This window comes from Pseudoalteromonas aliena SW19 (assembly GCF_014905615.1).
Taxonomy (GTDB): Bacteria; Pseudomonadota; Gammaproteobacteria; order Enterobacterales; family Alteromonadaceae; genus Pseudoalteromonas; species Pseudoalteromonas aliena.
On sequence record NZ_AQGU01000022.1, the window covers coordinates 460,246 to 485,263 of the forward strand.

A 25,018-nucleotide genomic window follows, 5' to 3' on the forward strand; every position below is an offset into this window, starting at 1 on the left:
CATAAAGAAAATAGACTACAGCGCTTATTTATGGCAAATACCATACTCCATCTTTAAAAAACTGCAAATACGACTTTAGTGATGACAACTCAATACGTAAAAAATTAATGACACAAGCCATTGCGCTTTGATAAAGCTGGTTTATGCTAAAGGTCATGAGCGATTATATAAATGTATCTACAGGCCTAATTAATAGCCACTTTATTGAAAATAGCCACAATGAAGGCCTATTACTTTATTGGCATAAATATAATGGTGATCATATTCAGGTACGTGAGCATGAGAATTTAAGATGGTTATTAATTAACGACACGCTGCAATCTGTTATTGATACAACAAACCCATCCGCTTTACTTTTTCCACATTTGCAATACTTAGCAAATCAATGGCAATCTCTCACTTCACCTAATAACGTACTTGAACTTGGCTTGGGTGGTGGTGCTATTCGCAATTACTTATTTCACCAATATCCACATGCAAACGTCATGTCAGTAGAAAAAAACGCTGGTATTATTAATTGCTATACACAGTTTTTTTCATCAAGAAAAAATGAGCAACTAGTTTGCGCTGACGCACAACAGGTTTTAAAAACAGCGCACAATATAAATTGGATTATTTTAGATTTATTTAGCCAAATAGACGCGCCTCGGTTTTTATTTGAAGAAGCATTTTATAAAAAAATTTATTTGGCTTTAAATAACAACGGCGTGTTATTTATTAACTTTTTATCCCAGCATGAGTCGCAATTAAAGCAACTTCAGCAACTCTTATTTGATGTGTTTGACTGTACAGTCAGCCCGCAAAAAATTACGGGCTACGTGAATCATATTGTCGTGGTAACCAAAAAAGCTTAAACAGATAAGTTAAACGTAACGGGTCCATCGTTACACAAGCTTACCTGCATATCGGCACCAAACTCACCGGTGGCTATTGTAAGCCCCAACTCTTTAGCTTTATCAACAAAGTACTCGTAAAGCTCATTAGCTTGGCTTGGCGTTGCCGCAGACGAAAAACTAGGGCGCATACCCTTTTTAGTATCAGCCGCTAGCGTAAATTGCGAAACCACTAATAACTCGCCTTTAATATCTTTAAGGCTTAAGTTCATTTTGTCGTTTTCGTCAGTAAAAATACGGTAATTACTTACTTTATGTAACAGCTTATCGGCCGTTTGCGTGTCATCATGTTTTTCAACACCCAGCAACAACAATATACCTTGGCTAATTTCGCCTACAACTTGATTATTAATTTCTACCTTGGCATGCTTTACGCGCTGTATTAACCCTTGCATTTAAACTGTGTCCTTTGCTGTTGGCTTGTCATCTTCAAACTCAATATCGGGGGTTTCTGGTATTTCATCTGGGCTAATACACGCTGTAAATTCAGCGCCTAGCAAAACAACAACCCACGATAAATACACCCAAACAAACAAAATAGGAATCGTCGCTACTGCACCATAAATAACTTCGTATGAAGGAAAATGGCTGATATAAAGTGCAAACCCTTTTTTAGTTAGCTCAAACAAAAGTGCCGCAAATAATGCCCCAGGTATCGCGGCTTTAAACGACACGCGCGTATTAGGCACTAAGGTGTAGAGCATAATAAAGCCCACCATCGAAATGCCATACGGTAATAGCTTTAACAAAAACCCACTAAATCCCGGAATTCCCTGATCAGCAAACGATACCAACGACACGATGTAAGAAGTAACACCAATGCTGGCACCAAGTAACATAGGCCCTAAACTCAAAACCATCCAATATACTGCAAATGAGATCATCATCGGGCGCTTTTTCTTTATTCTCCAAATACGATTTAACGTGGCATCCACATTACGTATTAACAGCAAGGCTATTGCCGCTAAAAAACCAATACCCACTGCGGTCATTTGGTTTGCGTTACCGGCAAATGAGCTAATATGCTCTCTAATAACGTCAGTAGAGGTCGGCACAAAGTTAGTAAACAAAAAGCTCTCTATTTCGATGCGAGTAGATTCAAAGCCTGGGAACGCTGAAAATATAGCAACACCCACAGCGATTAGCGGCACCAAAGAAAGTAATGTAACGTAGGCTAAATAGCCGGCATTAACCGTTATTTGGTCGTCTATACAGCGATTAAAATACTGCATCCACCAGCTTGGCTGCTGGCGTATAAAGGACTTAGCTTGCTGTTTATAATGGGAGAGCTTATCATTCATACAATTGACTTGTGCTTATGTGGTTTTGATTATAATAACAATCAGCGCCATAATTTACAGCACTAACACGCGTAAACAGGAATTAAGATGAAAAAACAAACATTACTTAGTGTTTCCATTCTTGCACTAACACTTACTTTGTCAGGTTGCCAAACAGCTTATTACTCTGCGATGGAAAAAGTCGGTATTCACAAACGCGATATCCTTATTGACCGCGTAGAAGAAACCAAAGATTCGCAACAAGAGTCTCAAGAAGAATTTAAATCAGCACTTGAACGCTTAACTACTTTAATCGATTTTAATGGTGGCGAACTACAAGACACTTACAATCAGTTAAACGATGATTACGAGTCGAGTTTAAAAGCCGCCAACGAAGTATCAACTAACATCAATAAAGTAGAAGACGTAGCAGAAGCACTTTTTGATGAGTGGAGCGATGAGCTAGAGCAATACAAAAGCGCATCACTTAAACGTGAAAGCAGCAAAAAGCTAGCCGCTACTCAGCGTCAATTTGAACAGCTATTACGCTCAATGCGCAGCGCAGAGAGTAAAATGGAGCCAGTATTAACATCGCTTCATGATAACGTTTTATACTTAAAGCATAACTTAAACGCACAAGCGGTATCGGCTATTAAAGGCGAGTTCACTAATCTTAAGCGCGATATTCAAGTACTAATGAACGACATGAATAAATCGATTGAAGACTCGAACAAGTTTATCAAACAAATGAATAGCGTAGGCTAAACTAATTCATTACACGTAAAAATACAAAAGCCCGCAATTTTGCAGGCTTTTTTGTTTTTACTTTTTGTTACTTTTTAACCACTTATTAATCTAACGTTTTTGGTACACTTTCACAAATTAGAATTAAAATAAAAAACTACAATGAAAATAAGTACCTTAACTCTTCTAGCTATCTCTAGCTTACTGACCGCTTGCGGAACTGCTAATCACATAGAAAGAATCGCAGGGCCTAATACCGTCGTACCACAGCATAAAGATGGCAAGCGCGAAGGACGCTACCATAATCTATACCCAGGCAAAAAAACGTACCCTATTAGTTGTGAAAATGACTGCTATCCAAGCAATACTCATTTGCAATGCGAAGAAGGAAGTGAGAACTGCCAATATATTGCTGAGCAAGTAATTCCAAAATTAAATACCGGATACACTGTTCGCTGGCTTGGCCATGCAGGGTTTATGATCAGCACCCCCAACGGACAGCAAGTGGTATTTGATCCTGTAAAAGAGCAGTTCGATTCGCCAGTCGCACTTGGCTTTAAACTCGCAGGTGGTATTTATCGTAAACCAGGAGCTTGGCCAAACAAGCAAGAACTCGAAAATATTGACGCGGTAATGTATTCCCATATTCATTATGACCACTTTAACAAAGCCGATATAGAAGAAATAGGTAACAAACCACGTTACTTAACGCCACTGGGAATGGCTGATAACTTCCCAACAGGTGGATTTAATATTAGCGAAATGGCGTGGTATGCAAAAACGAGTATTAACGATTTAGTTATTAATGCCGTGCCAGCTCATCATTTTAGCGCTCGTGTATTGGTGCCTTTTATTTACGAAGATAACGATAAAGATCTGTGGAATGGCTGGCTGCTCGAACAAAACGGCAGCACCTTATTTTTTGCAGGCGATACGGGCTACTCAAAACACTTTAGAGATATACAAACAAAATATGGTGATATCGATGTGTGCTTAATGCCAATCGCTTCTTACTACAGTAAAGACGATCCTAACTGGTATCGTTACGTACACACCACCCCAGAAGACGCGTTAACCGCAGCGCAAGAGCTTAACTGCAAAGTAATGATACCTTGGGGATACGGTAACTCAAGCTGGAAGATGGGCGACCACAGCAGTCACTCTGCATTGCTGCGCTTATTGCATATGTACAATAAAATGGATTCAAAAGTACCGCTGTATATTTTAAATGAAGGTGAAAGTGTACAATTATAGCCATTAAAATTTTAGGCTATGCGTCGATATTACTAAAATACATACCCAGGGCGTGTTGATTATATTGATACACCGCTAGGTGTTATTGAATTTAAAGCATCAGAGAAAGGGGTAACCCAAGTTATATTTTCTAGAGAGGTAAAGCCTCTGTAAAACCCAACAATATAACCGCTGAATGTAAAAAACAATTACACGAGTACTTTGCAAAAATCCGCACCGTATTTCATCTGCCTCTTGCTCCTAAAGGCACAGATTTTCAAAAATCAGTGTGGTGCTGCTTATCAAATATTCCATATGACGAGGTCTTCACGTATTTAGATATCGCTCAAATGGTGAATAAACCCAAGGGTTCACTAGCTGTTGGCGGCGCTAATGGCCGTAACCCTATGAACTTAATTTTACCGTGTAATAGAGTAATAGGCAGTAATGGAGCGCTCACTGGCTATGCAGGAGGAATTGAGCGTAAATTGTGGTTACTCACTCATTAAGGCTCTAAAGTTAAACTCTCAAAAGAGAGCCAACAACTCGACATTCAAAATGTGATCCATTCACGACAAGCCGAAACCGAGTTGTTAGTTTAATTTTGAGCCCTATTATTGAGAGCTTTTAATCGTAAAAAAGCAGATTTACACACCGATAGTTGACCTACTACAAGTAAATTCAACGCAGTTAGCACTGATGATAGCTGCTGAAGATAGATTTATTATCCAGAGTTCAGGTTAGTTAGCATATAAGAAAAGGTACCGCTGGGCACATGTTTAAAGAGGCTTGATACAATTAATGGCGCTTAGTCACCAGTAACGGAATTCTTTAGAGGCATTGGGCTGGAGTTAATTACCACATGGCTATTGATTAAAATTTTTGGATAAATAAGCCCTGACTTTCTTTAATATATGTAAAACGCACACAAGCATAATTTAGCCGTGTGCGTTTCTTAAAGGGCGCTTTTAATTGATTGTGATTTGTACATCAATCCAAGCATTTGCAGTACCTAAGGTTCCGCCTGTTTCTATTGGATAGATACTAAACCCGTTCCAAGGGTCAATAAAAGTTTGATTTATTTGCAATGGTGCATCATTAAAGTCCTCTAATGCCCAACTTGAACTACGTGAATTTGGTGTAGAATCAAGTAATAAAGAATTATGGTTATACCAAGGAGCCGCATTTTCATCCATATAATTTTGCAAGTTAATTAAAATACCATTCTGCAGCAGGGGTGTACGAAGCTGATTATTTGGCGCTGTATTAATCTCACTTTTCTGCATTGTACGGTATTCTACCCAGTAAGTTTTATCACCATCACCTGATTTAATCTTTAGTCCAATAGCGCCAGGTGCATTGTGTCCAGCCGCTGTTCCATGATTAAATGTATAAATTCGATATCTTCCTGAAGTAGTAACAGTTGGTACATCTGTTTCAGTTATCCAATTATTAAAATATCCCTTATACATTAAATTCATTTCTTCTAAAGAGTGAGCTCCCATACCCATTAAGCCAAATACGTTGCCATAGTTAGTAACCGAGTCATTACTATTTCCATTTAAGATACTATTACCACCTTCAATAGACATTGAGTGATGTAAACCTAAAGCATGACCAGCTTCATGAGCAATAGTACCTGCTTTATAAGTATAGATTTCCATTAGCGGAGGACCTGCTTGAGAGTTAATAAAATAGCTCGCTTCAGTCCCAACTGGTGGTGACGTCACCATTATAATCGTACCTTCACCTGGGAAATTAGGATCAACACCCGCATTCACTAACTGCTCTTTGTATCCTGGATTCCATTTATTTTTATCATAATTGTAGTAATCATGGTTATTAGGCATGGTGATCTTTGACTTTATTTCCCATGTGAAATTAAATTTCCCATAAGATTGCTCAGTAAAATACGCCTTGGTCTTCTGCATCTCAGCGTTAATTTGAGCTGTAGTAAACTCTAAATCTTGATCTGGAAATCTGATTGGGTAGACGAGTACATGAACACTGTTGTAATCATAGCCATCATTTCCTGGATCTACGGGCCCAGGTGTAACTCGACAAGTAGTTGCATTAAAATCAGCAACAATACTTACGCCTTTAAATAACCCTTCTAAGTTAACATTATTCCAACCATTTTTAGGCTGTGTTAGTACTACGCACTCAGTATTACCCACATGCAAGGATCTAATACTGTCATCTCCAGCTCTTGGCCAACCATTAGCACTTGCTGCTAATGTTAAGTTACCCAAGCCATGCGCAGTACTAAAAGCAATACTTGTTACATTTTGATTAAATGTCGAAACACTGAAACCATGTTTTTGTGAAGAAGCCGGCACACATACGGGAACACCATCCAATAGTGATGTTTCTGTTGTTGGCGCTTGTATGGCACAGATATCATCTAATGTACCCGAGTTTGGATTGGTCGTATCTGATTGAGCTGTTTTAACAGTAACCGTATTACTCCAGCTTGACTTATTGGTACTGTTTTGCCCAAACATAGTGTAATAATAAGTCGTATTTTCTGTTAAACCCGTATCAGTGTAACTGGTACTATTTGAACCAATAGTTGCAATTGCCTGCCAAGAAGATCCAGCACTTGAGCGTTGAATTTCAAAGCTATCCTCATTATTAGAATTATCACTCCATGTTAAATTAATGCTTGTGCCATTTGGGGATCCTTTGAGATTATTGGGAGCCCTTAAAGGACCCGTGCTATTCCCTCCGGTACCAGGCGTTTCATCACCATTTCGACAACTAGTAGCGCCAAAATCAACAACTATAGACGCGTTATCCCGCTCGCCTGATATTGCGATCATGAGCCAATGTTGACTGGGGTTGTTAATGATAACGCATTCTTGGTTTGAATCTGCCGTTAATGACTTGTAGGCTGTACTATTAGGGCCTGTACTAGGCCAGCGCCCTTGATCTACATATAGATTTAAATCTCCCGAACCATGTGCAGTGCTAATTGCAATACTATCATGCGAGCTGGCACCACTTAAGCTTAAATAGGCCACATTGGTATTGCTTATACAAATGGGTACTCCATCACTTATTGAGGTCGAAGATCCTTGCGTTGCACACATATCAGGCAAGTCTGCACTAAATGCATGATGTGAAAAAAAGGCTAAAGAACCAATAAGTCCTTTAGCTAGTCTTGATGAGGGTCGTATCATTATATTCACCATTTTATGTTGTATAGATAGCTATTGTTATGTTTATAAAACATCGAAAACAAACGATGCACATTAAATTAACTTAAGTGCAACACAAAGGTAATGTGTATATGATATACAATCAAATAAAATTGATATATTTATAAAACATGATCGCATTCTTAAAAGCAATTTTAAAAACACAAAAAAGCCTTATTAAACATTAATTTAAAAAATAAAATAACCGTTATTATTAATGATATACGTGTAGATGATGAGTAATGATAAAAAATGGTAAACAATAAAAAACAAAATAAATAATACTTAAAAAATAGTTCGCGCTTATTTATTATAAAAACATAAATATGAAATATATCGACTCTGATTTTTGTTATTTAAGCAATTAACAAATTACAATATGAACAACCATTCGGTAACAAGTAATTCTATAAATATAATTTAATTCTCAAAAAATTAAAAAGCCCACATGTAAAAGTGAGCGTTTTAAATAAATATCTTGACCGGAGCTTAGGCTAACTTACAGAATGATCTGATATCAACCTGCTTATAGATGCGGTTTATTGAACAAGTAACAAATTACTATTGTTATCGTATGATTGAATTAGATATATATATTGCTCATCATCACTCAAAACTATATTAGGGTAATTGTCTTTACTATGAATTACGAACTCGGTAGTTTTTTTATTAAAGTCATAATAGTAAATAGCATTTTCTCTTATTTTTACTCTGTCCATATAATATATTCCGCGCTTTGTAACTATAAAATCATTGACCGAGTAAGGATTACTGATATATGTACGCGAGATTAGTTTAATGTGTTTCAATGTTCTTGAATTATAGTAATAAATATCATAACTACCATGCTCACTATAATAAAAATCATCTGCTGTATGCTGCACAATAGTGTTTGCATTAGCCATGATCGACAACTTAGTTAAAGGATATCCGGTAACTGCCAATTTTACTGCATTTGGCTTATCATGCTTAAACCCTGCTAGGTACAATGAATTAGCATTCAATGAGAATCGACCGGCATAAAAACTCTCACCAAATGGACATAGAGGCGTATCTTTTCCAGTATCTATATTTACTAATCGACATGTTTTATTCAAAGATAATAACGCCTTGTTACTGCCTTTTTGCCAATTTAAACTAAGCGGAGGTTTGTATTTTGGTTTCTCATTAAATTTTGATAATTGACGTGCTACACCCTCTTCATACCTCCATAGTTGTATTTTATAATTAGCACCCACTGAAGCGAAAATTAATCCTCCATTACCCACACCTTCAATTGCACGAATAGACATATTATTTTTTACGATAACTTCAGCAACCCCATCACCTCCTTTTAAAGGGTTAGCATGTTTAATAATTTGAGTTGTAAGCGATGACAATCCCCAATCTTGCTGCATAATAAACTGTGGTTTACCATAAATTTTAATTGGCCAATAGCCTATATATTGTTTATCAGATACTTTAGATATGCTGCTGTTATAGACATCAAGTTTGGAAAAATATCCCTGTTCATCTATAAAATAAAGATGCTGACTATTATCGCTAAAACTAAAACCAGTCCTCATTTCATTGCTGTAAACTGGTGTTGATACTAAGTCTTTAGTATTTATATTTAGTAAATATAATCGGTAACCAAAAGCACCATCAGAGCGCATTAGCGCTAACCACTTTTTATTAGGTGATATAGTCGCCATTAGGTCTCCGAATGTATTCATTGCCGGAGAAGTGATTTGTTCTGATATATTTAGCGCAATATTGTATAAATAAAACTTCAACGGTGCGGTTGGTGTTTCTTTTGCGTTATAAAAAAACTGGTTATTATTAAGCCAATTTATTGAGGGAGATAAATTGTGAACTGAAAGCTTTATATATATTTTAGCATTGCTAGCTTGAAGACTTTGTGCATCAAAATCAGCTAAGTAAATTCCTCTTGAGCCTCTTTTATATCTTATAAATGCGATTTTCTTTTTATCTGGTGAAATACTAACAAAGTTATCATTGCCAAATGGATCGTTAAAAATTTTTTTTGCATTCCCAAAATCATTTACACGACTCGCGTATAACTGCCACTTTTGAGTTCTATCAACACGATTTGAGTAAATGAGAATCTCACCATCCTCACTCACCGAAGAGCTTTGTTCTCTTCCCTCATGGGAGGTAATCGCCGTAACAGTATTATACTTTGTAGGTTCAACAATATACCGATAAGTAAAATAAAAAAAATAAACAATAATAAGCACTAATAATATCGATAAAAAAAGATATATATAGTTTGGTCTATCCAATTTTGTTTTTTTAGCGCCACTCTTTAATTTTTCAGTGCAGAATTCATGAGGTAGGTCGAGCGGGTGAGTAAAAGGCTCAGACCTGCTTTGAGTAATTCGGGCATTTAATCTGTAACCATTCGTGCCTGTTCCTGTTACCGTATGAATATATTTGGCTTTAGGATCCAACTTAGATAACGCACGGCGTAAACCATATATATGATTATTAATTGCATGATCACTCACTGTAGAGTTATTCCATACACGTTCTCTTAAATCATCTCTGGTGACCAATTGGCCTTCATGACTCGCGAGGTAGCATAATATTTTCATAGCCATCGATTTAATTGCTATAGACTGGCTGCCAAAGCTAACTGTATCTATTGCTGGTTCGACTTTAAATTCTGCAAGTTGAAATATTTTTTGAAAATCGATCATGGTCTGTCTTTCGAAAAATAAGGCATACAATATACAATTAATTAATTTTTTACTAGACTATAAAAATATAGATTTATTTCGATAGTAGTACAAAGAGTTATATCTAAATGGAACCTATAAATTCATCCTATTATCGAACCACTTATACCAATCTGCTTATATATGGGGTCTATTTAACGTTAAGAAAATTACGCTAGAACTAGGCAAAAATTTTTGTATCTAGTTGTTCTAAATAAAAAATTTTTAACGACGTTATAGTGCAATTTAATTCGTTAAACTGATCAAAGATTTATGCAGATTGGTATTAAGCAGCAATAAGAAATTATAGCCATTCCAAAACACAAAAAAGCCGCTGTATTTTTCAATACAGCGGCTTTTAAAATCACTTTATTTAAATAAGGTGATTATGCTTTAGGTGCACGACCCGCACGTTTACGTTCGTTTTCAGTAAGATGACGCTTACGGATACGAATGTTTAGTGGAGTAACTTCAACTAGCTCGTCATCATCGATGAACTCAAGCGCTTGCTCAAGTGAGTAGTTAAGGTGTGGAGAAAGCGTTTGTGCTTCATCTGTACCAGATGCACGTACGTTAGTTAACTGCTTACCTTTAAGGGCGTTAACTGTAAGGTCGTTATCACGGTTATGAATACCGATAACCATACCTTCGTATACTTCAACACCGTGACCGATGAATAAACGGCCGCGTTCTTGTAAGTTGAATAATGCGTTAGTAAGTGCTTTACCTGTTGCGTTTGCAATCATTACGCCGTTCTTACGAACACCGATGTCGCCACCTTTGTGAGGACCGTAATGATCGAACGTATGGTACATAAGACCAGAACCTGAAGTAAGCGTCATGAAATCAGTTTGGAAACCAATTAAACCACGGCTAGGGATCATGAAGTCTAAACGCATACGGCCTTTGCCATCTGGCGTCATGTTAGTAAGTTCACCTTTACGTAGGCCAACTTGTTCCATAACAGAACCCTGATGCTCGTCTTGACAGTCAATAGTTACTGTTTCAAACGGTTCTTCTAGAACGCCATCGACAGTACGTAAGATAACTTCTGGACGAGAAACTGAAAGCTCGTAACCTTCACGACGCATGTTCTCGATTAAGATACCTAGGTGTAATTCACCACGACCAGAAACACGGAAACTATCTGGGCTAGCAGTATCTTCAACGCGAAGTGCTACGTTGTGTACTAATTCTTTGTCTAAACGCTCACGGATATTACGTGACGTTACAAACTTACCTTCTTTACCACAGAAAGGTGAGTTATTTACAGAGAATGTCATTGTTACAGTTGGCTCATCAACACTTAGTGGTGGTAATGCTTCAACGTTTCCAGGGAAACAAACTGTGTCTGAAATCTTAAGCTCACCAATACCTGTTACAGTTACGATGTTACCAGCGTAAGCTCTTTCAGTTTCGATACGTTCAAGACCTAGGTAGCTTTGTACTGCGCCAATTTTACCATTACGTGTAGTGCCATCAGCACTGATAATAGTAACTTGTTGGTTAGGAGCAACAGAACCACGTTTGATACGACCAATACCAACTACACCAACATAAGAGTTGTAATCTAGTTGAGAAATTTGCATTTGGAAATCACCTTCAGGATCTGCATCCGGCGGTGATACTTCTTCAACGATCATCTTGAACATAGGTTCCATGTTGTCTGATGGCTCGTCTAAATCTAGTGTTGCCCAGCCGTTGATAGCTGAAGCGTAGATTACTTTAAAATCTAACTGTTCGTCAGTTGCACCAAGGTTGTCGAATAAATCAAAGATTTGATCCATAACCCAATCAGGACGTGAACCTGGCTTATCAATTTTATTGATAACGACGATTGGCTTTAAGCCTTGCGCGAATGCCTTTTGCGTAACGAAACGCGTTTGTGGCATTGGACCTTCTTGAGCATCAACAAGTAATAATACTGAGTCAGCCATCGAAAGTACGCGTTCAACTTCACCACCGAAATCGGCGTGTCCTGGGGTATCTACGATATTGATATGGTAGTCATTCCAAGAAATGGCTGTGTTTTTAGCCAAAATGGTAATACCACGTTCTTTCTCAATGTCGTTTGAGTCCATCACGCGCTCTTCGTTACCGCCGCGTGTTTCTAATGTACCTGATTGCTCAAGTAGTTTGTCAACCAGAGTTGTTTTACCGTGGTCAACGTGCGCGATAATCGCTATATTTCTTAACTTTTCGATGCTCATATATTTACTCAGAGAAATTAAATTCTCAATGATCCTGCAAGATCTACGCACTCATCCACGCTTTCGCGAGATGTCCCAGCATAGGATTTAAAAGGGCGCATATTATCCCTCATTAATGACATGGATGAAAGTTTATCCAATATAAATTTGGAAACTTTCTCAATACTTTTACTAAGTATCTGTTTTATATATGACAATTATATGAATTAAATTTCGATTATTTTTTGAAAAATAGCTATTTAGGCTATTTTATCGATATTTTTGGTACTCCTTTGCATTTAGGTTATGCTAATTTCGAACGTTTAAATTATCAACAAATCACACCGTGTAAATATTGCACCACAATGGATATTTTACGCACCAAAACAGTGCGTCACTACACTGTATTTTATAACAACTTATTTTTTTTAATTTATAAACATATAGTTATAAAAATGGCATAAAATCAGCTTAGTAAATGCCAAAGCAATTATGCAGCAACAACAAAATCCAATAGTTGGAGGACACATGTCACAATCGGTTTTAGATTTTATTAAAGAAAATGACGTTAAGTTCATTGATTTACGCTTTACTGACACTAAGGGTAAAGAACAACATGTATCTATCCCTCATCATCAAGTTGATGAAGACTTTTTCGAAGACGGCAAAATGTTTGATGGCTCTTCAATTGCAGGTTGGAAGGGTATTAACGAATCAGACATGGTGTTATTACCCGATGCAGATTCTATAAAGTTAGACCCTTTTACAGAAGAAGTAACACTAATTGTCCGTTGTGATGTAGTTGAACCTTCTACACTTCAAGGTTATGAGCGCGACCCGCGTTCTGTTGCTAAGCGCGCTGAAGAATATATGCGCTCGACTGGTATTGCCGACACGGTATTGTTTGGTCCAGAGCCAGAGTTTTTCGTATTTGACGATGTTAAATACAAATCAGATATGTCGGGTTCAATGTACAAAATTGATTCTAAGCAAGCAGCTTGGAACTCAGATAAAGAATATGCTGATGGCAACACAGGTCACCGCCCTGGTGTTAAAGGTGGTTATTTTCCTGTTGCACCTGTTGACGATTTCCAAGATTGGCGTTCAGCTACGTGTCTAGTGTTAGAAGAGATGGGCCAAGTAGTTGAAGCACATCACCACGAAGTAGCAACAGCAGGTCAAAACGAAATCGCTACTCGCTTTAATACTATGGTATTAAAAGCGGATGAAATTCAAGAAATGAAATATGTTATCCACAACATGGCTCACTTATACGGTAAAACAGCCACGTTTATGCCTAAGCCTGTTGTTGGTGATAACGGTTCTGGTATGCATTGTCACCAGTCTTTAGCTAAAGACGGTGTTAACTTATTCGCAGGCGACAAGTACGGTGGCCTTTCTGAAGATGCACTTTACTACATCGGCGGTATTATCAAGCATGCAAAAGCAATTAACGCGTTTGCAAATGCCTCTACTAACTCGTACAAACGTTTAGTACCAGGCTTTGAAGCGCCTGTTATGCTTGCTTACTCTGCACGTAACCGTTCGGCATCAATTCGTATTCCAGTGGTTCCATCTGAAAAAGGTCGTCGTATTGAAGTACGCTTCCCAGATCCAACTGCTAACCCATACCTTGCTTTCTCTGCAATGCTTATGGCTGGCCTTGATGGTATCAAAAACAAGATCCACCCTGGCGATGCAATGGATAAAGATTTATACGACTTACCAGCTGAAGAAGCCGCAGAAATTCCAACTGTTGCAGCATCACTTGAAGAAGCACTTGATGCACTTAGCGCAGATCGTGAATTCTTAACGCAAGGTGGCGTATTCACTGATGACTTAATTGATGCTTATATTGGTCTTAAGTCTAAAGAAGTAGAAAAACTTAACATGACAACTCACCCAGTTGAGTTCGAAATGTACTACAGCTGTTAATTTAGCTGTTAAAAAATGTGTGTTCTCAAGCCCGCTTAGCGGGCTTTTTTAATGGTAAATTTAATCAATCTCCACTAAAGTTAAGTTATCGTGAAAATGCAGGGTTGCTGGGTGAACAACAATATTTTATTGCTAATAATTGCTTTAGGATTAAGTGATTACTGTTATGCAGGTGAAACAAAAATATACGTTTGGAAAGATAAAAACGGCGTACTTGTGTTTTCAGACACCCCACACTCTGGCGCAAAAGAGGTAAAACTCACCAGCCAAAATCTTACTATGCCAGCAACAAATACCGATATTTTAAACGAGCAAACTCAACCCCAAAAAACAGTGTTCAACATTACTATTTCGTCGCCTGAGCATAACCAAACAATTCACGAAAATACCGGAACAGTTTATGTAACTAGTCAAATAACACCTCGATTTGAAAGTGGTTTTACCATACAGCTTTTTATTGATGGCAAAGCAAATGGTCCTGCTAGCAATGACTCAACATTTGCTGTTAAAAATGTTCAACGCGGCGAGCACTCACTACAATTAAAACTTTTTAATAATAAAAATAAAATTATTGCTCTAAGCGAGCCTTGTATATTCTTTATGCGCAGAAAAGGTTTAGCGCTTGGTAACTAAATTTAACCGTAATACATAGGCGCAGCAGTCCATTTTAATAAAATAACTTGCCTGCAAACATCTGCGCACTAAAATGGTGCAACTATGATTGATAATAAAAATTTTAGCCCTGAGCTACTCGATGCCATTTGGCAAAACCAAACAACAGCAGTCATGCTACTCGACAAAAATTTTACCGTTGTGTATGCCAACACCAGTACCAGCGAGCTACTTGGCTTAGGCACTAAGCGTTTGCTAGAACAACCCTTTGATAGCCTATTTAACTATCATTCGATTGATCTAAAACGTATTGAACAATACTCTCTTATTGATGGAGTAGATTGCCAGCAACACAGAGCTGACGTGGTTTTTAGCGATTCACGCCATGCAAAAATAGCGGTCAGCACACGGCAAATTAAATTTAACGGTACGCTTTATATTTTGTTTGAATGGCGCCAAACTGATGATGAAATAAAGCACGACCAAGCCTCAAATCAAATGCATCAATACCAAGCTGCGCGTAATTTAATTCGTGGTTTAGCGCACGAAATTAAAAATCCTTTAGGTGGAATTCGTGGAGCGGCGCAGTTATTGCAATATGAAGTTAATCAACTGGAAAGAGATCAGTGTGCTGAGCTTATAATTGAGCAAACAGATCGATTGTGTGAATTGGTAGATAGGCTATTAGGGCCAAACCAGCTTCCGCAAAAATCTTATGGCAATATACATCAAACGCTAGAATCAGTAGTCAGACTAAGTACGCTTGATAGCTGTGCCAATATCACGCTGGTAAAGGACTATGACCCTAGCATTCCGGATGTATATATTGATCAAAGTAAAATACAACAAGTAATACTGAACATTGTCCGTAATGCTCAGCAGGCGCTCATTGGTGGCGGTGAAATAAAAATAAAAACACGTATAAACCACCAGCATCGCCGTCCTGGTAAAGCACCTAAAAAAGCCTTGTTGATTCAAGTGTCTGATAACGGTCCAGGCATTGACCCCAGTGTACGCGAAACGTTGTTCTATCCCATGATCACCAACAAAGATGGTGGCTCAGGACTTGGACTTTCGATTGCTCAAACACTTGTAGATCAACACAGTGGTTACATTGAATGTGATAGCTGGCCTGGACATACTGAATTTAATATCTATCTGCCCTTCGCAGATTAATGTTTGGAGTTTGCATGAAAACAGTTTGGCTTGTAGATGATGACGCCTCAATTCGCTTTGTACTTGAAAAGGCGCTAACCCGTGCGGGATTTAATGTTGAAAGTTTTGCTAATGCGCAAGATGTGCTAAATGCATTAAAATTTAGTCAACCAACTGTTTTAGTATCTGATGTGCGAATGCCTGGTATGGACGGTATGGCTTTACTTGAGCTAATCGCAGAGCAAAACCCTGGATTGCCTGTTATTATAATGACCGCACACTCAGACTTAGACTCCGCTGTTAATGCTTTTCAAAAAGGAGCATTTGAATACTTAGCCAAGCCATTTGATTTGAATGATGCCGTAGCCCTTGTCGAAAGTGCATTTAGAGCAAACTCGACGAAAAAAACTAAACGCAAACAACTTCCCCCAAAGAGTGCGCACATTATTGGTGAAGCACCCGCCATGCAAGAAGTATTTAGAGCGATAGGTAAACTATCAGCTTCTAGCATGAGCGTATTAATTAATGGTGAATCGGGCACCGGTAAAGAGCTCGTCGCCAGTGCTCTACATAATCATAGCCCGCGAAAAGAAAACCAGTTTATTGCACTCAACATGGCAGCAATTCCAAAGGAACTTGTTGAGTCAGAGCTATTTGGCCACGAAAAGGGCGCATTTACAGGAGCCGATAGTGTACGCAAAGGCCGTTTTGAACAAGCCAATGGCGGTACACTGTTTTTAGATGAAATTGGTGATATGCCATTGGATGTGCAAACACGATTACTGCGCGTACTAGCAGATGGCGAATTTTATCGTGTTGGCGGACACCAGAGTATAAAAGTAGATGTACGTATTATTGCAGCAACACATCAAAACCTTGAAGACTTAGTCAAGCAAGGTAAGTTTAGAGATGACTTATTCCATCGGTTAAATGTTGTCCGTTTACGCTTACCGGCTCTGCGAGAGCGCACTGAAGATATTGAACGTTTATCACAACATTTTTTGCACAAAAGCGCAAAAGACTTACAGGTAGAAAGTAAAATTCTTAGCTCGAAAGCGACCGAGCAGCTTTGTTTATTTAACTGGCCTGGCAATGTCCGCCAATTAGAAAACACCTGCCGATGGCTTACTGTAATGGCGCCTGGAGAATTGGTTACGGAACAAGATTTACCACCTGAGATCCTTGATGCATCACCAACACAGGAAGAAGGCGATTGGCTCGATGCATTTCAGCAGTGGCTCAATAATGAGCTCAAGCAAGGTAAAGAAAATATTTGGCCCGATATTCAAGCGCAATTAGAAACTCGCTTAATAAAAACCGCACTCGCTAATTGTTCTGGCCATAAACAAGATGCCGCAATAAAAATTGGCTGGGGTCGCAACACGTTGACCCGAAAGTTAAAAGAGCGCAACATTAGTTAACTATTAATAAATTTGAGTTATTGATGAAGTTAATTGAACATATTCCCTTATTCAAACAATTGGAAATTATAAACAGACTGCATTTTTTTAAAGAGTTTACCCTCAACGAACGCCAAATATTATTAGAATCGTTCGGTATGCTCTATTTAGTGAGTCAGCAGCAATTTTTATTTAAACAATTTGATAACGACAAACGTTTATACATTGTACTCAGCGGTGCATTGTTAGTATTTAAGCATAATCATTTATTAGAGCTTGGTACTATACAACCGGGTGAATTTATAGGTGAAGGCGCGTTTATTGGTAACAGAGAAAGAAGCACGAGCGCCCGTGCTAAAAGCGACACTATTGTGCTCGCTATAACCCCTGAAGCATTGACTCGCTTACCTAATGTTATACGTGAAAAAATTAAAGACCGTATTATCGAGGGCATGAGCGAACGAATTGCAAAACTTAGCCACTATCTAGAAGCGAGTAGCTAGGTAATCGAAACAGCAAATTACGAGTCATACCATTTCGCTTAATTAAGTGGTCTATTTTGAGGTAAGAAAATCTGATCGATAACAAAGCAAAAATTTCGGTATTTAGTTGTTCTCGGCAATTTTTCCTACATTACTCTAGCTCCTGCACACACGGCTGTCGTTTAGCAGGAGCTTTTAACGCAGTTAGAGTGTCAGGTTTATTTCCTCAAGTTGATAAAATATTATTGCGGGTTGGTATCAATATCAGGGTTGCTATTAATTTGATTTAAGTCTTCAATATACTTAATAATTGGCAAGACTAAGACTGAGGCAAATAGTAAATAAAAAGCAGTCATAGTAACCATGTCGTAGACTTCATATCCGCCATGGTTATTAATAAATTCATAAATTAAAGCAGCACCGTTTAGAGTAAAAAATAGTATTATTACTGCCAACCAAATGGCTTTAGAGCGGATTATAAATTTATTAAATGCACAACAGTACGCACCAAATAGTATCAACAAATCTGCAAATAACATTAAAATACTTAAAAAGAAAGGATGTGTCGGTGCAATAATATCTGCAACTGTAAATGCATCATAGATTGCATACATAACAAAACAAGCAATAACAAAAAAACCGATTTTCCAACACATTTTGTTCATATCACCACCAATGCCCATATGGAATTTTTGCTGGGTCTTTAGGTAAATTACTCCACCCGCTATTGTCATCTATGTATCTTCGTTTAAAATTTCTGCGATTTGCACCAACGGGGGTTAGTGATAAAAAGGCATTTAGTAAATTATTAAATTCACTTGAGTCTCGACCAGCCCTAGTGAAGGTGATTTTTAGAAGGGGGTATAAGTTTTTATATTGCTCCTCAGCATCCTCACGCTTCTTAAAAAACTCTTTATAGAGGAAAGCCCCTACAAAATAAACCGTTCCCAAAAGACCAGCGTTTTTAAATGCTTTATTTGCCATTAACTACATCCTTGTCATATAAAAATTATTGTATCTAAACAATAACAATGTATTTAATTTTTTCAAATATATAGAAAATCACGGTTAATCCATATACACAATTTGCAGTGAGCAATTGAGCCATTCTGGTTTTTCTAATTGAGCGTTATACGCAAATGTATCTGAAGGTTTTTCACCAAATGGCGTGCTCACTAAAGGGGTTGTATGCGTGTATGACTGGGATGTGCTTTGATAATAAATAACTAAATAACCTTCACTGTACTCCCAAGCTAACTGAGTACCCGTACCATTTGGTAGGGTGAAATCGACCCCTTTTGGAGAGAATATAGCTTGCAAATCATTATACTTATCTTTGCTGCAAGCAGTTGTCCGCATCAATTTAGGCATTTTAAAGTGACGCTCTGTTTGCTCACCTCGTAAGTAAAAACCAATATTACCATTGCTGTAATGATGATTTGCTACCGACACATAATTTATTTGCGGCTGGTAACCCATTGCTTGCATTATATTTGCAAGTTGCTCAATTTCAGCAATGCGTAATTTATCTTTGGAGAGTGCAAGTGTTGCGGCCAAAAACTCTTTTGGTATTGGTAAATCATTAAATTGAAAAGGCAACGTTTGGTTTTGCAGCTTTTCTGTTAGTTGCTGTTTTTGCTTGACCGTTAAAGCCTCGGTATAAACATACACTGTGGGCTGTTGGCAGGCACTTAAAAGCACTAACAATAGCCCAACTAAAATTCCATTTTTCATAGTCACCCCAATTGATTACACTTGTAGTCTATTGAAGGTATTCATTAATTGCAACCTAATTTGTTTGGCTACTTAACCATGCATCAACACTTTGTCGAGTATATAAAACTTCATTAAACAAGCGATGGCGTTCAAATTTAAGTTGTGTTTTTCTCATCACATCTCCACTGACTAAGCGGCTGTGAGTGTCATTAAATTTTGAAATGACAGAAAAACCGCGTTCATCTTGCTCTGTTTGCTTATTTACAGAATTAGCAAGGTGCGCTCTAACATCATCCGCAGTTAACATATCTGAATTATCTAAGCCCATTAGCTCTTTTTTCATTGCTAACCTTACGCCCATTTTCTACTCCATTTGATGAAAACTAATAAATTCGCCAGAGCTTCAGCAATTAGCGAGCCACGCGTAAAATTAATTGCAGCAAAGCTTACTCTTCAATTGCTGCAGTTTTTTTAAAGACAGAAAAAACACATAAAAACTTTCATCGCTATTTATTCATGGCACTGAGCTAAAGTTATTTGCTTTGGTGCAAAAGTCGCTGCGAGCCTTTATACTAAAGCTTGTGCGTTCCCCCACCGAGATCAAATATGAACGAAGAATACATAGAAATAGAATTAGAAGAAGAGCCCATTGAGCTCTGCAAATTATTAAAAGTACTAAACTTAGTTGAAGGTGGCGGCCAAGCTAAAAACCTAATTACCGAAGGCTATGTGGGTGTTAACCATGAAATTTGTACAATAAAACGGAAAAAATTATACAGTGGTGATGTATTAGAATTTGATGGTGAGTTTTTTAAACTGTCCCTAAGTGAAGGCGCTGTCCCTGCAGAAAAATCTGCGGCACAAACTCAAGCAGAATCAAAGCAAGCTGCACCACAACCAACAAATCAGCCAGCTAAAGCTAAGCGCAAGCGCACTAAAAAGCCTAAAGTTGACGATAAAACAGGTCGTCGTCCTATTTCATTTGGTTAAGTATTTAAAAAACCTCTTTTTATATAAAAAGGCCACCTTGTATAGTTGGCCTTTTTGCTCTTTAATTACCTAGCTAATAATAAAAACAAGGTAATAATATGTCAAAAAACACACCAGCCACCTGGTTTAAACCCGCTGTATGGGCGGCACTTGTATGGAACTTACTTGGCGTTATTGCATTTGCTATGCACATGATGATGACACCCGAAATGATAGGTAGACTTCCGCTAGATCAACAAGCTGCCTACTCTAATGTTCCTATTTGGTCAACTATTGCCTTTGCTATAGCTGTACTTGGAAGCACTTTGGGTTGTCTGTTTCTACTTACTAAAAACGCGCTGGCAACACCTACTTTTGCACTGTCGCTCGGTGCTATTTTACTACAGCAGTACTATAACTTTGTAGTGATAAACAGTATTGAGCTGCTTGGCGCAAGTGCTGTATTTATGCCTGTTTTTGTAATCATAATTGCCATTGCTCTACTTTATTTAAGTATTAAAGCTAAGCAACAAGGTTGGTTACAGTAATTAATAAAGGTCAAAATAACTTTTGACCTTACCTCGTCTTTTAAATCATCTCTTGAAATTAAATTTTTCAGCATCACCTCTACTATAATAACGGTATAAAATTCGTTCTCTAAAGACGGCTTTTTACATTGGTATGCACTTTGCAATTCAAGTACTACAGAGGTCACTCTTCAAAATATTTTTATAATTCATAAAGGGGCAAATAATGAATAATAGTTTCGATACCCAACATCAGCTCACAATAAATGGTGAGCAATATCATATTCATTCTCTAAAAGGACTTGGCGACAAAGCGAAACGATTGCCCTTTTCTTTAAAAGTATTACTTGAAAACCTGCTTCGTAACGAAGATGGCGCAAATATTAAAGAACAAGATATTCAAGCCCTTCTTAATTGGGATCCTCAAGCAAAGCCTGCATCTGAAGTTGCCTTTACACCCGCCCGTGTTGTTATGCAAGATTTTACTGGCGTACCCGCTATTGTTGATTTAGCCGCCATGCGTGACGCAATGGAAAAACTCGGTGGGGATCCCGCAAAAATAAACCCGTTATCGCCAGCTGAACTTGTTATTGACCATTCGGTACAGGTAGATGGTTACGGTAATGAGGGTGCATTTGATTTAAATGCAAAACTTGAATACGACCGAAATAAAGAACGTTACGAATTTTTACGTTGGGGACAAACCGCTTTTGATAATTTAAAAGTAGTGCCACCAGCTACGGGTATTGTTCACCAAGTAAATTTAGAGTATCTAGCGCGCGTTGTTTTTAATGAAGATCGCGATGGCAAAAAATACGCTTACCCAGACACACTTGTAGGCACAGACTCGCACACCACCATGATAAATGGCTTAGGTGTGCTTGGTTGGGGTGTAGGCGGCATTGAAGCCGAAGCCGCTATGCTTGGTCAGCCAATAAGTTTACTCATTCCACAGGTTGTGGGTATGAAGCTTAGCGGCCGACTACCTGAAGGCACGACTGCAACCGATTTGGTATTAACAGTAACCGAAATACTGCGTAACCATGGTGTAGTGGGTAAATTTGTAGAGTTTTACGGCGATGGCCTTGCCGACCTACCGCTTGCCGATAGAGCAACCATAGCGAATATGGCACCAGAGTACGGTGCTACTTGTGGTATTTTCCCGATTGATGATGAAACCATTAATTATTTACGCTTAACAAATCGTGACGAAAAACACCTAAAAGTAATTGAAGATTACGCTAAACATCAAGGTTTATGGCGTAATGACGGCGACGAAGCTAATTATACCGACACACTTGAGCTTAAATTAGATGACGTTGTACCAAGCCTTGCAGGTCCTACACGCCCACAAGACAGAATCGCTCTCAATAAAGCGGGCGAGATTATTGGCGAACATTTAAAAAGCTTTCAAAACGAGCGCATGGCCCGTCGAGATAAAAGTGATGAAGAACAAGCTCGTATTGAAAGTGAAGGCCCAACAACAAACCCCGATGAACCCATTGATGAGGCGCAGTTTATGGGCGCCGCTAAAGTTAAATTTAAAGGCCAAGAGTTTGAGCTAAACGATGGCGCTTGTGTTATTGCCGCGATTACCAGCTGTACCAACACCTCTAATCCAAGTGTAATTTTAGCTGCTGGCCTAGTTGCTAAAAAAGCAAAGCAATTAGGCATTAATGTAAAACCTTGGGTTAAAACATCACTTGCTCCAGGCTCAAAAGTAGTTACTGATTATCTAGAAAAAGCAGGCTTGATGGATGACCTAGAAAGTCTAGGCTTTAACTTAGTCGGTTATGGCTGTACAACCTGTATAGGTAACTCAGGACCGCTTGCAACCGAAATATCAGATGCGATTCAAAAACATAAATTAGTGGTTAGCTCTATTTTATCGGGTAATCGTAATTTTGAAGGGCGTATTCACCAAGATGTTAAAATGAACTTTTTAGCGTCCCCTCCGCTAGTAGTTGCTTACGCTATTGCCGGTAGAACCGATATCGACGTATACAACGAGCCCCTCGCGCAAGATGCTAACGGGAACGATATTTACCTTAAAAACATTTGGCCAAGTGTTAAAGAAGTCAGCGACCTAGTAAAAGAAACCGTAACCAGAGAAATGTTTGAAAAAAGCTATGCTAACGTTTACGAAGGCGATAGCCGCTGGCAGCAAATTCAAATACCGGATGGAAAGCTTTATGATTGGGACGATGACTCAACCTATATTAAAAAGGCACCTTTTTTTGATGGCATGAAAGTAGAGCCTCCTGGTATTCCTACTATTCAAGGTGCACGTTGTTTAGCTAAACTTGGGGATTCAGTGACCACTGACCATATTTCTCCGGCAGGGGCTATTAAAGCAGATGCGCCAGCAGGCTTATATTTGCAAGAAAAAGGCGTAGATAAAGCGCAGTTTAACTCGTACGGTTCACGTCGAGGTAATCACGAAGTAATGATGCGTGGCACATTTGCTAATGTTCGCCTTAAAAACTTACTTGCTCCAGGTACTGAAGGCGGCGTAACGCGTACTCAGCCTGAAGATACATTAACAAGTATTTATGATGCAGCTATGGAGTATCAAAAAAATAATACGCCTCTCATTATTTTAGCGGGTAAAGAATACGGCACCGGTTCATCTCGTGATTGGGCGGCTAAAGGTTCACTTTTATTAGGCGTTAAAGCGGTTGTGGCACAAAGCTATGAGCGCATTCATCGCTCTAACTTAATTGGCATGGGTGTGTTACCTCTGCAATTTAAAGATGGCGAAAGCTATGAATCGCTAGGGTTAACGGGCCAAGAGCAATTTGATATTGAAGGCTTATATGATAAAACCGATGAAGTGAGTGTTATTGCAACCAACGCTGAAGGCAAAAAAGTAAGCTTTAGCGCCGATGTACGTATTGATACTCCTAAGGAGTGGGATTACTACAAACACGGCGGTATTTTACAGTATGTACTGCGTAATATGCTCGACTAACAAAGACAGTAGTTAATACATTTAAAAGCCCAGTTTAGTAATAAGCTGGGCTTTTTTATGTGTGCTGTTTGTTGTCTTAAATCAATGCTAAGCATTTAAAGCGTGCCTACACTAAGGCAACTCTTAGTGAGGTAACTATGTCGCAAACAATGATAATTAGGCTGCTTAAAATATCAATTGTGCTTGGCTTGTGCCTTATTGTAACGGGCCACACTTTGATTGTGTCGAGGTATGTCACTGTAGATCATGGCATTCAAGGAATAATTATAGCTGCGGCATGTATTGCCGTAGGCGTACTGCTGTCACTTCCCACTAAAATATATTTAACCATACTGTTAATGGAAGCCGAAAAACATTATTTAAAAAACCATAAAAGCACTCGCTCTAAATAATTAAAGCGCGCTTAAATTATTGATTTCTTTATTACGCTTTTCTAGCTTTTGTTTTACATTTTCAGTGTCTTGAAATAACTTTTTAATTGAATCAGGGTTAAAAACACTGGGTATCACTTGCTCACTAGAAGTATTTAACGTTTTTGGTATACGATTTAAAATAGAGGTATCTTCTGCGGCAATAATAGTAACGTCTTTAGGGTCGAGCGTTACTTCAATGCTTTTTGCGTGGGGGTTTGGCGTATCAGAAAAATGCCATTGGCCTGTTTCGTCTTGCCATTTAAAGATTTTACCGTTTGAGGTTGCATTTGCAGCAGCTGGCTCATCAGAAATGCGATTTACGATTTGATCCCCGGCTTGCTTTACGCCTTGCACAGCCTGATCTAACGCATTACTCGATAACGAAATCACCTTTTCTTTAACCTGCTGAGATTCATTGCTAATTAATGATGCAGAAAGCCATGTTTGACCATCAGGTTTTTTTAAATAAAACAAAGAGATGACAGCAATAACCATGATTGATATGGCTAAGTAGGTAAAGTATTTCATAGCGTTCCTGCTTTAATTAATCCTTTATTCTAATGAGTCTAATAAAAATTA

The 25,018-nt window shown here is 38.3% G+C and carries 23 protein-coding genes; 13 read left to right on the plus strand and 10 right to left on the minus strand.

Annotation, left to right across the window (positions count from 1 at the left end; genetic code table 11):
* Positions 1–143: 143 nt before the first annotated feature.
* Positions 144–854, plus strand: a complete 711-nt coding sequence (locus PALI_RS04245; protein ID WP_193155005.1) for a spermidine synthase — start codon at positions 144–146, stop codon at positions 852–854.
* Here PALI_RS04245 and dtd read toward each other — a convergent pair.
* A complete protein-coding gene (dtd, locus tag PALI_RS04250) occupies positions 851–1,288 on the minus strand; it encodes a D-aminoacyl-tRNA deacylase (protein ID WP_193155006.1) in 438 nt (145 codons plus the stop codon). The two genes, PALI_RS04245 and dtd, sit on opposite strands and share 4 nt — an antisense overlap.
* Positions 1,289–2,194: a virulence factor BrkB family protein gene (locus PALI_RS04255; protein WP_193155007.1), complete on the minus strand. Its 906-nt coding sequence runs from the start codon at positions 2,192–2,194 to the stop codon at positions 1,289–1,291.
* A gap of 87 nt (positions 2,195–2,281) precedes the next feature.
* Here PALI_RS04255 and PALI_RS04260 point away from each other — a divergent pair, with 87 nt between their 5' ends.
* From PALI_RS04260 to PALI_RS20025, 3 genes are all read left to right on the plus strand, one after another.
* Positions 2,282–2,938 (plus strand): DUF2959 domain-containing protein, encoded by a 657-nt coding sequence (locus tag PALI_RS04260; RefSeq protein WP_138585675.1) that lies wholly within the window; start codon positions 2,282–2,284, stop codon positions 2,936–2,938.
* Positions 2,939–3,079: 141 nt separating this feature from the next.
* On the plus strand, positions 3,080–4,171 hold the full coding sequence (locus PALI_RS04265; RefSeq protein ID WP_193155008.1) for an MBL fold metallo-hydrolase: 1,092 nt from the start codon (positions 3,080–3,082) through the stop codon (positions 4,169–4,171).
* Positions 4,172–4,437: 266 nt separating this feature from the next.
* Entirely contained in the window at positions 4,438–4,659 is a 222-nt protein-coding gene (locus PALI_RS20025; protein WP_264299766.1) for a methylated-DNA--[protein]-cysteine S-methyltransferase, read from the plus strand.
* Between the two features lie 459 nt (positions 4,660–5,118).
* On the opposite strand, the gene PALI_RS04275 is transcribed toward PALI_RS20025, so the two are convergent.
* From PALI_RS04275 to typA, 3 genes are all read right to left on the minus strand, one after another.
* Positions 5,119–7,332, minus strand: a complete 2,214-nt coding sequence (locus PALI_RS04275) for a fibronectin type III domain-containing protein (RefSeq protein WP_193155009.1) — start codon at positions 7,330–7,332, stop codon at positions 5,119–5,121.
* Between the two features lie 557 nt (positions 7,333–7,889).
* Entirely contained in the window at positions 7,890–10,052 is a 2,163-nt protein-coding gene (locus PALI_RS04280; RefSeq protein WP_193155010.1) for a winged helix-turn-helix domain-containing protein, read from the minus strand.
* 404 nt (positions 10,053–10,456) lie between these two features.
* On the minus strand, positions 10,457–12,280 hold the full coding sequence (gene typA / locus PALI_RS04285) for a translational GTPase TypA (RefSeq protein WP_077536697.1): 1,824 nt from the start codon (positions 12,278–12,280) through the stop codon (positions 10,457–10,459).
* A gap of 507 nt (positions 12,281–12,787) precedes the next feature.
* On the opposite strand from typA, the gene glnA reads away from it, so the two are divergent.
* The 5 genes from glnA (at position 12,788) to PALI_RS04310 (ending at position 17,864) form a co-directional block, all read left to right on the plus strand.
* Positions 12,788–14,194: a glutamate--ammonia ligase gene (glnA, locus tag PALI_RS04290; protein WP_077538922.1), complete on the plus strand. Its 1,407-nt coding sequence runs from the start codon at positions 12,788–12,790 to the stop codon at positions 14,192–14,194.
* Positions 14,195–14,305: 111 nt separating this feature from the next.
* Positions 14,306–14,827, plus strand: a complete 522-nt coding sequence (locus PALI_RS04295) for a DUF4124 domain-containing protein (protein WP_182703191.1) — start codon at positions 14,306–14,308, stop codon at positions 14,825–14,827.
* 84 nt (positions 14,828–14,911) lie between these two features.
* Complete coding sequence (glnL, locus tag PALI_RS04300; RefSeq protein WP_138585680.1) at positions 14,912–15,982, plus strand: nitrogen regulation protein NR(II); 1,071 nt, start codon at positions 14,912–14,914, stop codon at positions 15,980–15,982.
* 14 nt (positions 15,983–15,996) lie between these two features.
* Positions 15,997–17,382, plus strand: coding sequence for a nitrogen regulation protein NR(I) (gene glnG / locus PALI_RS04305; protein ID WP_138585681.1), 1,386 nt, complete (start codon positions 15,997–15,999; stop codon positions 17,380–17,382).
* A 23-nt stretch (positions 17,383–17,405) separates the two neighbouring features.
* Complete coding sequence (locus PALI_RS04310; RefSeq protein WP_193155011.1) at positions 17,406–17,864, plus strand: cyclic nucleotide-binding domain-containing protein; 459 nt, start codon at positions 17,406–17,408, stop codon at positions 17,862–17,864.
* A gap of 221 nt (positions 17,865–18,085) precedes the next feature.
* Here PALI_RS04310 and PALI_RS04315 read toward each other — a convergent pair whose 3' ends face one another.
* From PALI_RS04315 to PALI_RS04330, 4 genes are all read right to left on the minus strand, one after another.
* A complete protein-coding gene (locus PALI_RS04315) occupies positions 18,086–18,577 on the minus strand; it encodes a hypothetical protein (protein ID WP_193155012.1) in 492 nt (163 codons plus the stop codon).
* Entirely contained in the window at positions 18,510–18,827 is a 318-nt protein-coding gene (locus PALI_RS04320) for a hypothetical protein (RefSeq protein WP_193155013.1), read from the minus strand. The genes PALI_RS04315 and PALI_RS04320 overlap by 68 nt, the downstream gene beginning before the upstream one ends.
* 84 nt (positions 18,828–18,911) lie before the next feature.
* Positions 18,912–19,577 carry a hypothetical protein gene (locus tag PALI_RS04325; RefSeq protein ID WP_193155014.1) on the minus strand — a complete coding sequence of 222 codons (666 nt, stop codon included), beginning with the start codon at positions 19,575–19,577 and terminating at the stop codon, positions 18,912–18,914.
* Between the two features lie 55 nt (positions 19,578–19,632).
* Positions 19,633–19,920: a hypothetical protein gene (locus PALI_RS04330; protein WP_077536690.1), complete on the minus strand. Its 288-nt coding sequence runs from the start codon at positions 19,918–19,920 to the stop codon at positions 19,633–19,635.
* Between the two features lie 245 nt (positions 19,921–20,165).
* Between PALI_RS04330 and PALI_RS04335 the strand changes: the two genes are divergently transcribed.
* From PALI_RS04335 to PALI_RS04350, 4 genes are all read left to right on the plus strand, one after another.
* Entirely contained in the window at positions 20,166–20,549 is a 384-nt protein-coding gene (locus PALI_RS04335; RefSeq protein ID WP_193155015.1) for an RNA-binding S4 domain-containing protein, read from the plus strand.
* Positions 20,550–20,647: 98 nt separating this feature from the next.
* A complete protein-coding gene (locus tag PALI_RS04340) occupies positions 20,648–21,076 on the plus strand; it encodes a hypothetical protein (RefSeq protein WP_138585687.1) in 429 nt (142 codons plus the stop codon).
* 205 nt (positions 21,077–21,281) lie between these two features.
* The gene (acnA, locus tag PALI_RS04345) at positions 21,282–24,026 is read left to right on the plus strand and encodes an aconitate hydratase AcnA (RefSeq protein WP_193155016.1); all 2,745 of its coding nucleotides are present in this window, start codon (positions 21,282–21,284) and stop codon (positions 24,024–24,026) included.
* A 137-nt stretch (positions 24,027–24,163) separates the two neighbouring features.
* Positions 24,164–24,418, plus strand: coding sequence for a hypothetical protein (locus PALI_RS04350; protein ID WP_138585689.1), 255 nt, complete (start codon positions 24,164–24,166; stop codon positions 24,416–24,418).
* Here the strand turns inward: PALI_RS04350 and PALI_RS04355 are convergent, their stop codons facing one another.
* Complete coding sequence (locus tag PALI_RS04355) at positions 24,419–24,967, minus strand: DUF4124 domain-containing protein (protein WP_138585690.1); 549 nt, start codon at positions 24,965–24,967, stop codon at positions 24,419–24,421.
* Between the last annotated feature and the right edge of the window lie 51 nt (positions 24,968–25,018).

Bases quoted from the DNA above. Each gene is read 5' to 3' on its own strand.
- PALI_RS04255 (WP_193155007.1), bottom strand. From the start codon at position 2,194: ATGAATGATAAGCTCTCCCATTATAAACAGCAAGCTAAGTCCTTTATA.
- typA (WP_077536697.1), bottom strand. From the start codon at position 12,280: ATGAGCATCGAAAAGTTAAGAAATATAGCGATTATCGCGCACGTTGAC.
- glnL (WP_138585680.1), top strand. From the start codon at position 14,912: ATGATTGATAATAAAAATTTTAGCCCTGAGCTACTCGATGCCATTTGG.
- PALI_RS04350 (WP_138585689.1), top strand. From the start codon at position 24,164: ATGTCGCAAACAATGATAATTAGGCTGCTTAAAATATCAATTGTGCTT.
- PALI_RS04265 (WP_193155008.1), top strand. From the start codon at position 3,080: ATGAAAATAAGTACCTTAACTCTTCTAGCTATCTCTAGCTTACTGACC.
- PALI_RS04260 (WP_138585675.1), top strand. From the start codon at position 2,282: ATGAAAAAACAAACATTACTTAGTGTTTCCATTCTTGCACTAACACTT.
- PALI_RS04275 (WP_193155009.1), bottom strand. From the start codon at position 7,332: ATGATACGACCCTCATCAAGACTAGCTAAAGGACTTATTGGTTCTTTA.
- PALI_RS04325 (WP_193155014.1), bottom strand. From the start codon at position 19,577: ATGAAAAATGGAATTTTAGTTGGGCTATTGTTAGTGCTTTTAAGTGCC.
- PALI_RS04320 (WP_193155013.1), bottom strand. From the start codon at position 18,827: ATGGCAAATAAAGCATTTAAAAACGCTGGTCTTTTGGGAACGGTTTAT.
- PALI_RS04355 (WP_138585690.1), bottom strand. From the start codon at position 24,967: ATGAAATACTTTACCTACTTAGCCATATCAATCATGGTTATTGCTGTC.
- PALI_RS04335 (WP_193155015.1), top strand. From the start codon at position 20,166: ATGAACGAAGAATACATAGAAATAGAATTAGAAGAAGAGCCCATTGAG.
- PALI_RS04330 (WP_077536690.1), bottom strand. From the start codon at position 19,920: ATGGGCGTAAGGTTAGCAATGAAAAAAGAGCTAATGGGCTTAGATAAT.
- PALI_RS04315 (WP_193155012.1), bottom strand. From the start codon at position 18,577: ATGACAATAGCGGGTGGAGTAATTTACCTAAAGACCCAGCAAAAATTC.
- glnA (WP_077538922.1), top strand. From the start codon at position 12,788: ATGTCACAATCGGTTTTAGATTTTATTAAAGAAAATGACGTTAAGTTC.
- PALI_RS04310 (WP_193155011.1), top strand. From the start codon at position 17,406: ATGAAGTTAATTGAACATATTCCCTTATTCAAACAATTGGAAATTATA.
- acnA (WP_193155016.1), top strand. From the start codon at position 21,282: ATGAATAATAGTTTCGATACCCAACATCAGCTCACAATAAATGGTGAG.
- PALI_RS04245 (WP_193155005.1), top strand. From the start codon at position 144: ATGCTAAAGGTCATGAGCGATTATATAAATGTATCTACAGGCCTAATT.
- PALI_RS04280 (WP_193155010.1), bottom strand. From the start codon at position 10,052: ATGATCGATTTTCAAAAAATATTTCAACTTGCAGAATTTAAAGTCGAA.
- PALI_RS04340 (WP_138585687.1), top strand. From the start codon at position 20,648: ATGTCAAAAAACACACCAGCCACCTGGTTTAAACCCGCTGTATGGGCG.
- glnG (WP_138585681.1), top strand. From the start codon at position 15,997: ATGAAAACAGTTTGGCTTGTAGATGATGACGCCTCAATTCGCTTTGTA.
- dtd (WP_193155006.1), bottom strand. From the start codon at position 1,288: ATGCAAGGGTTAATACAGCGCGTAAAGCATGCCAAGGTAGAAATTAAT.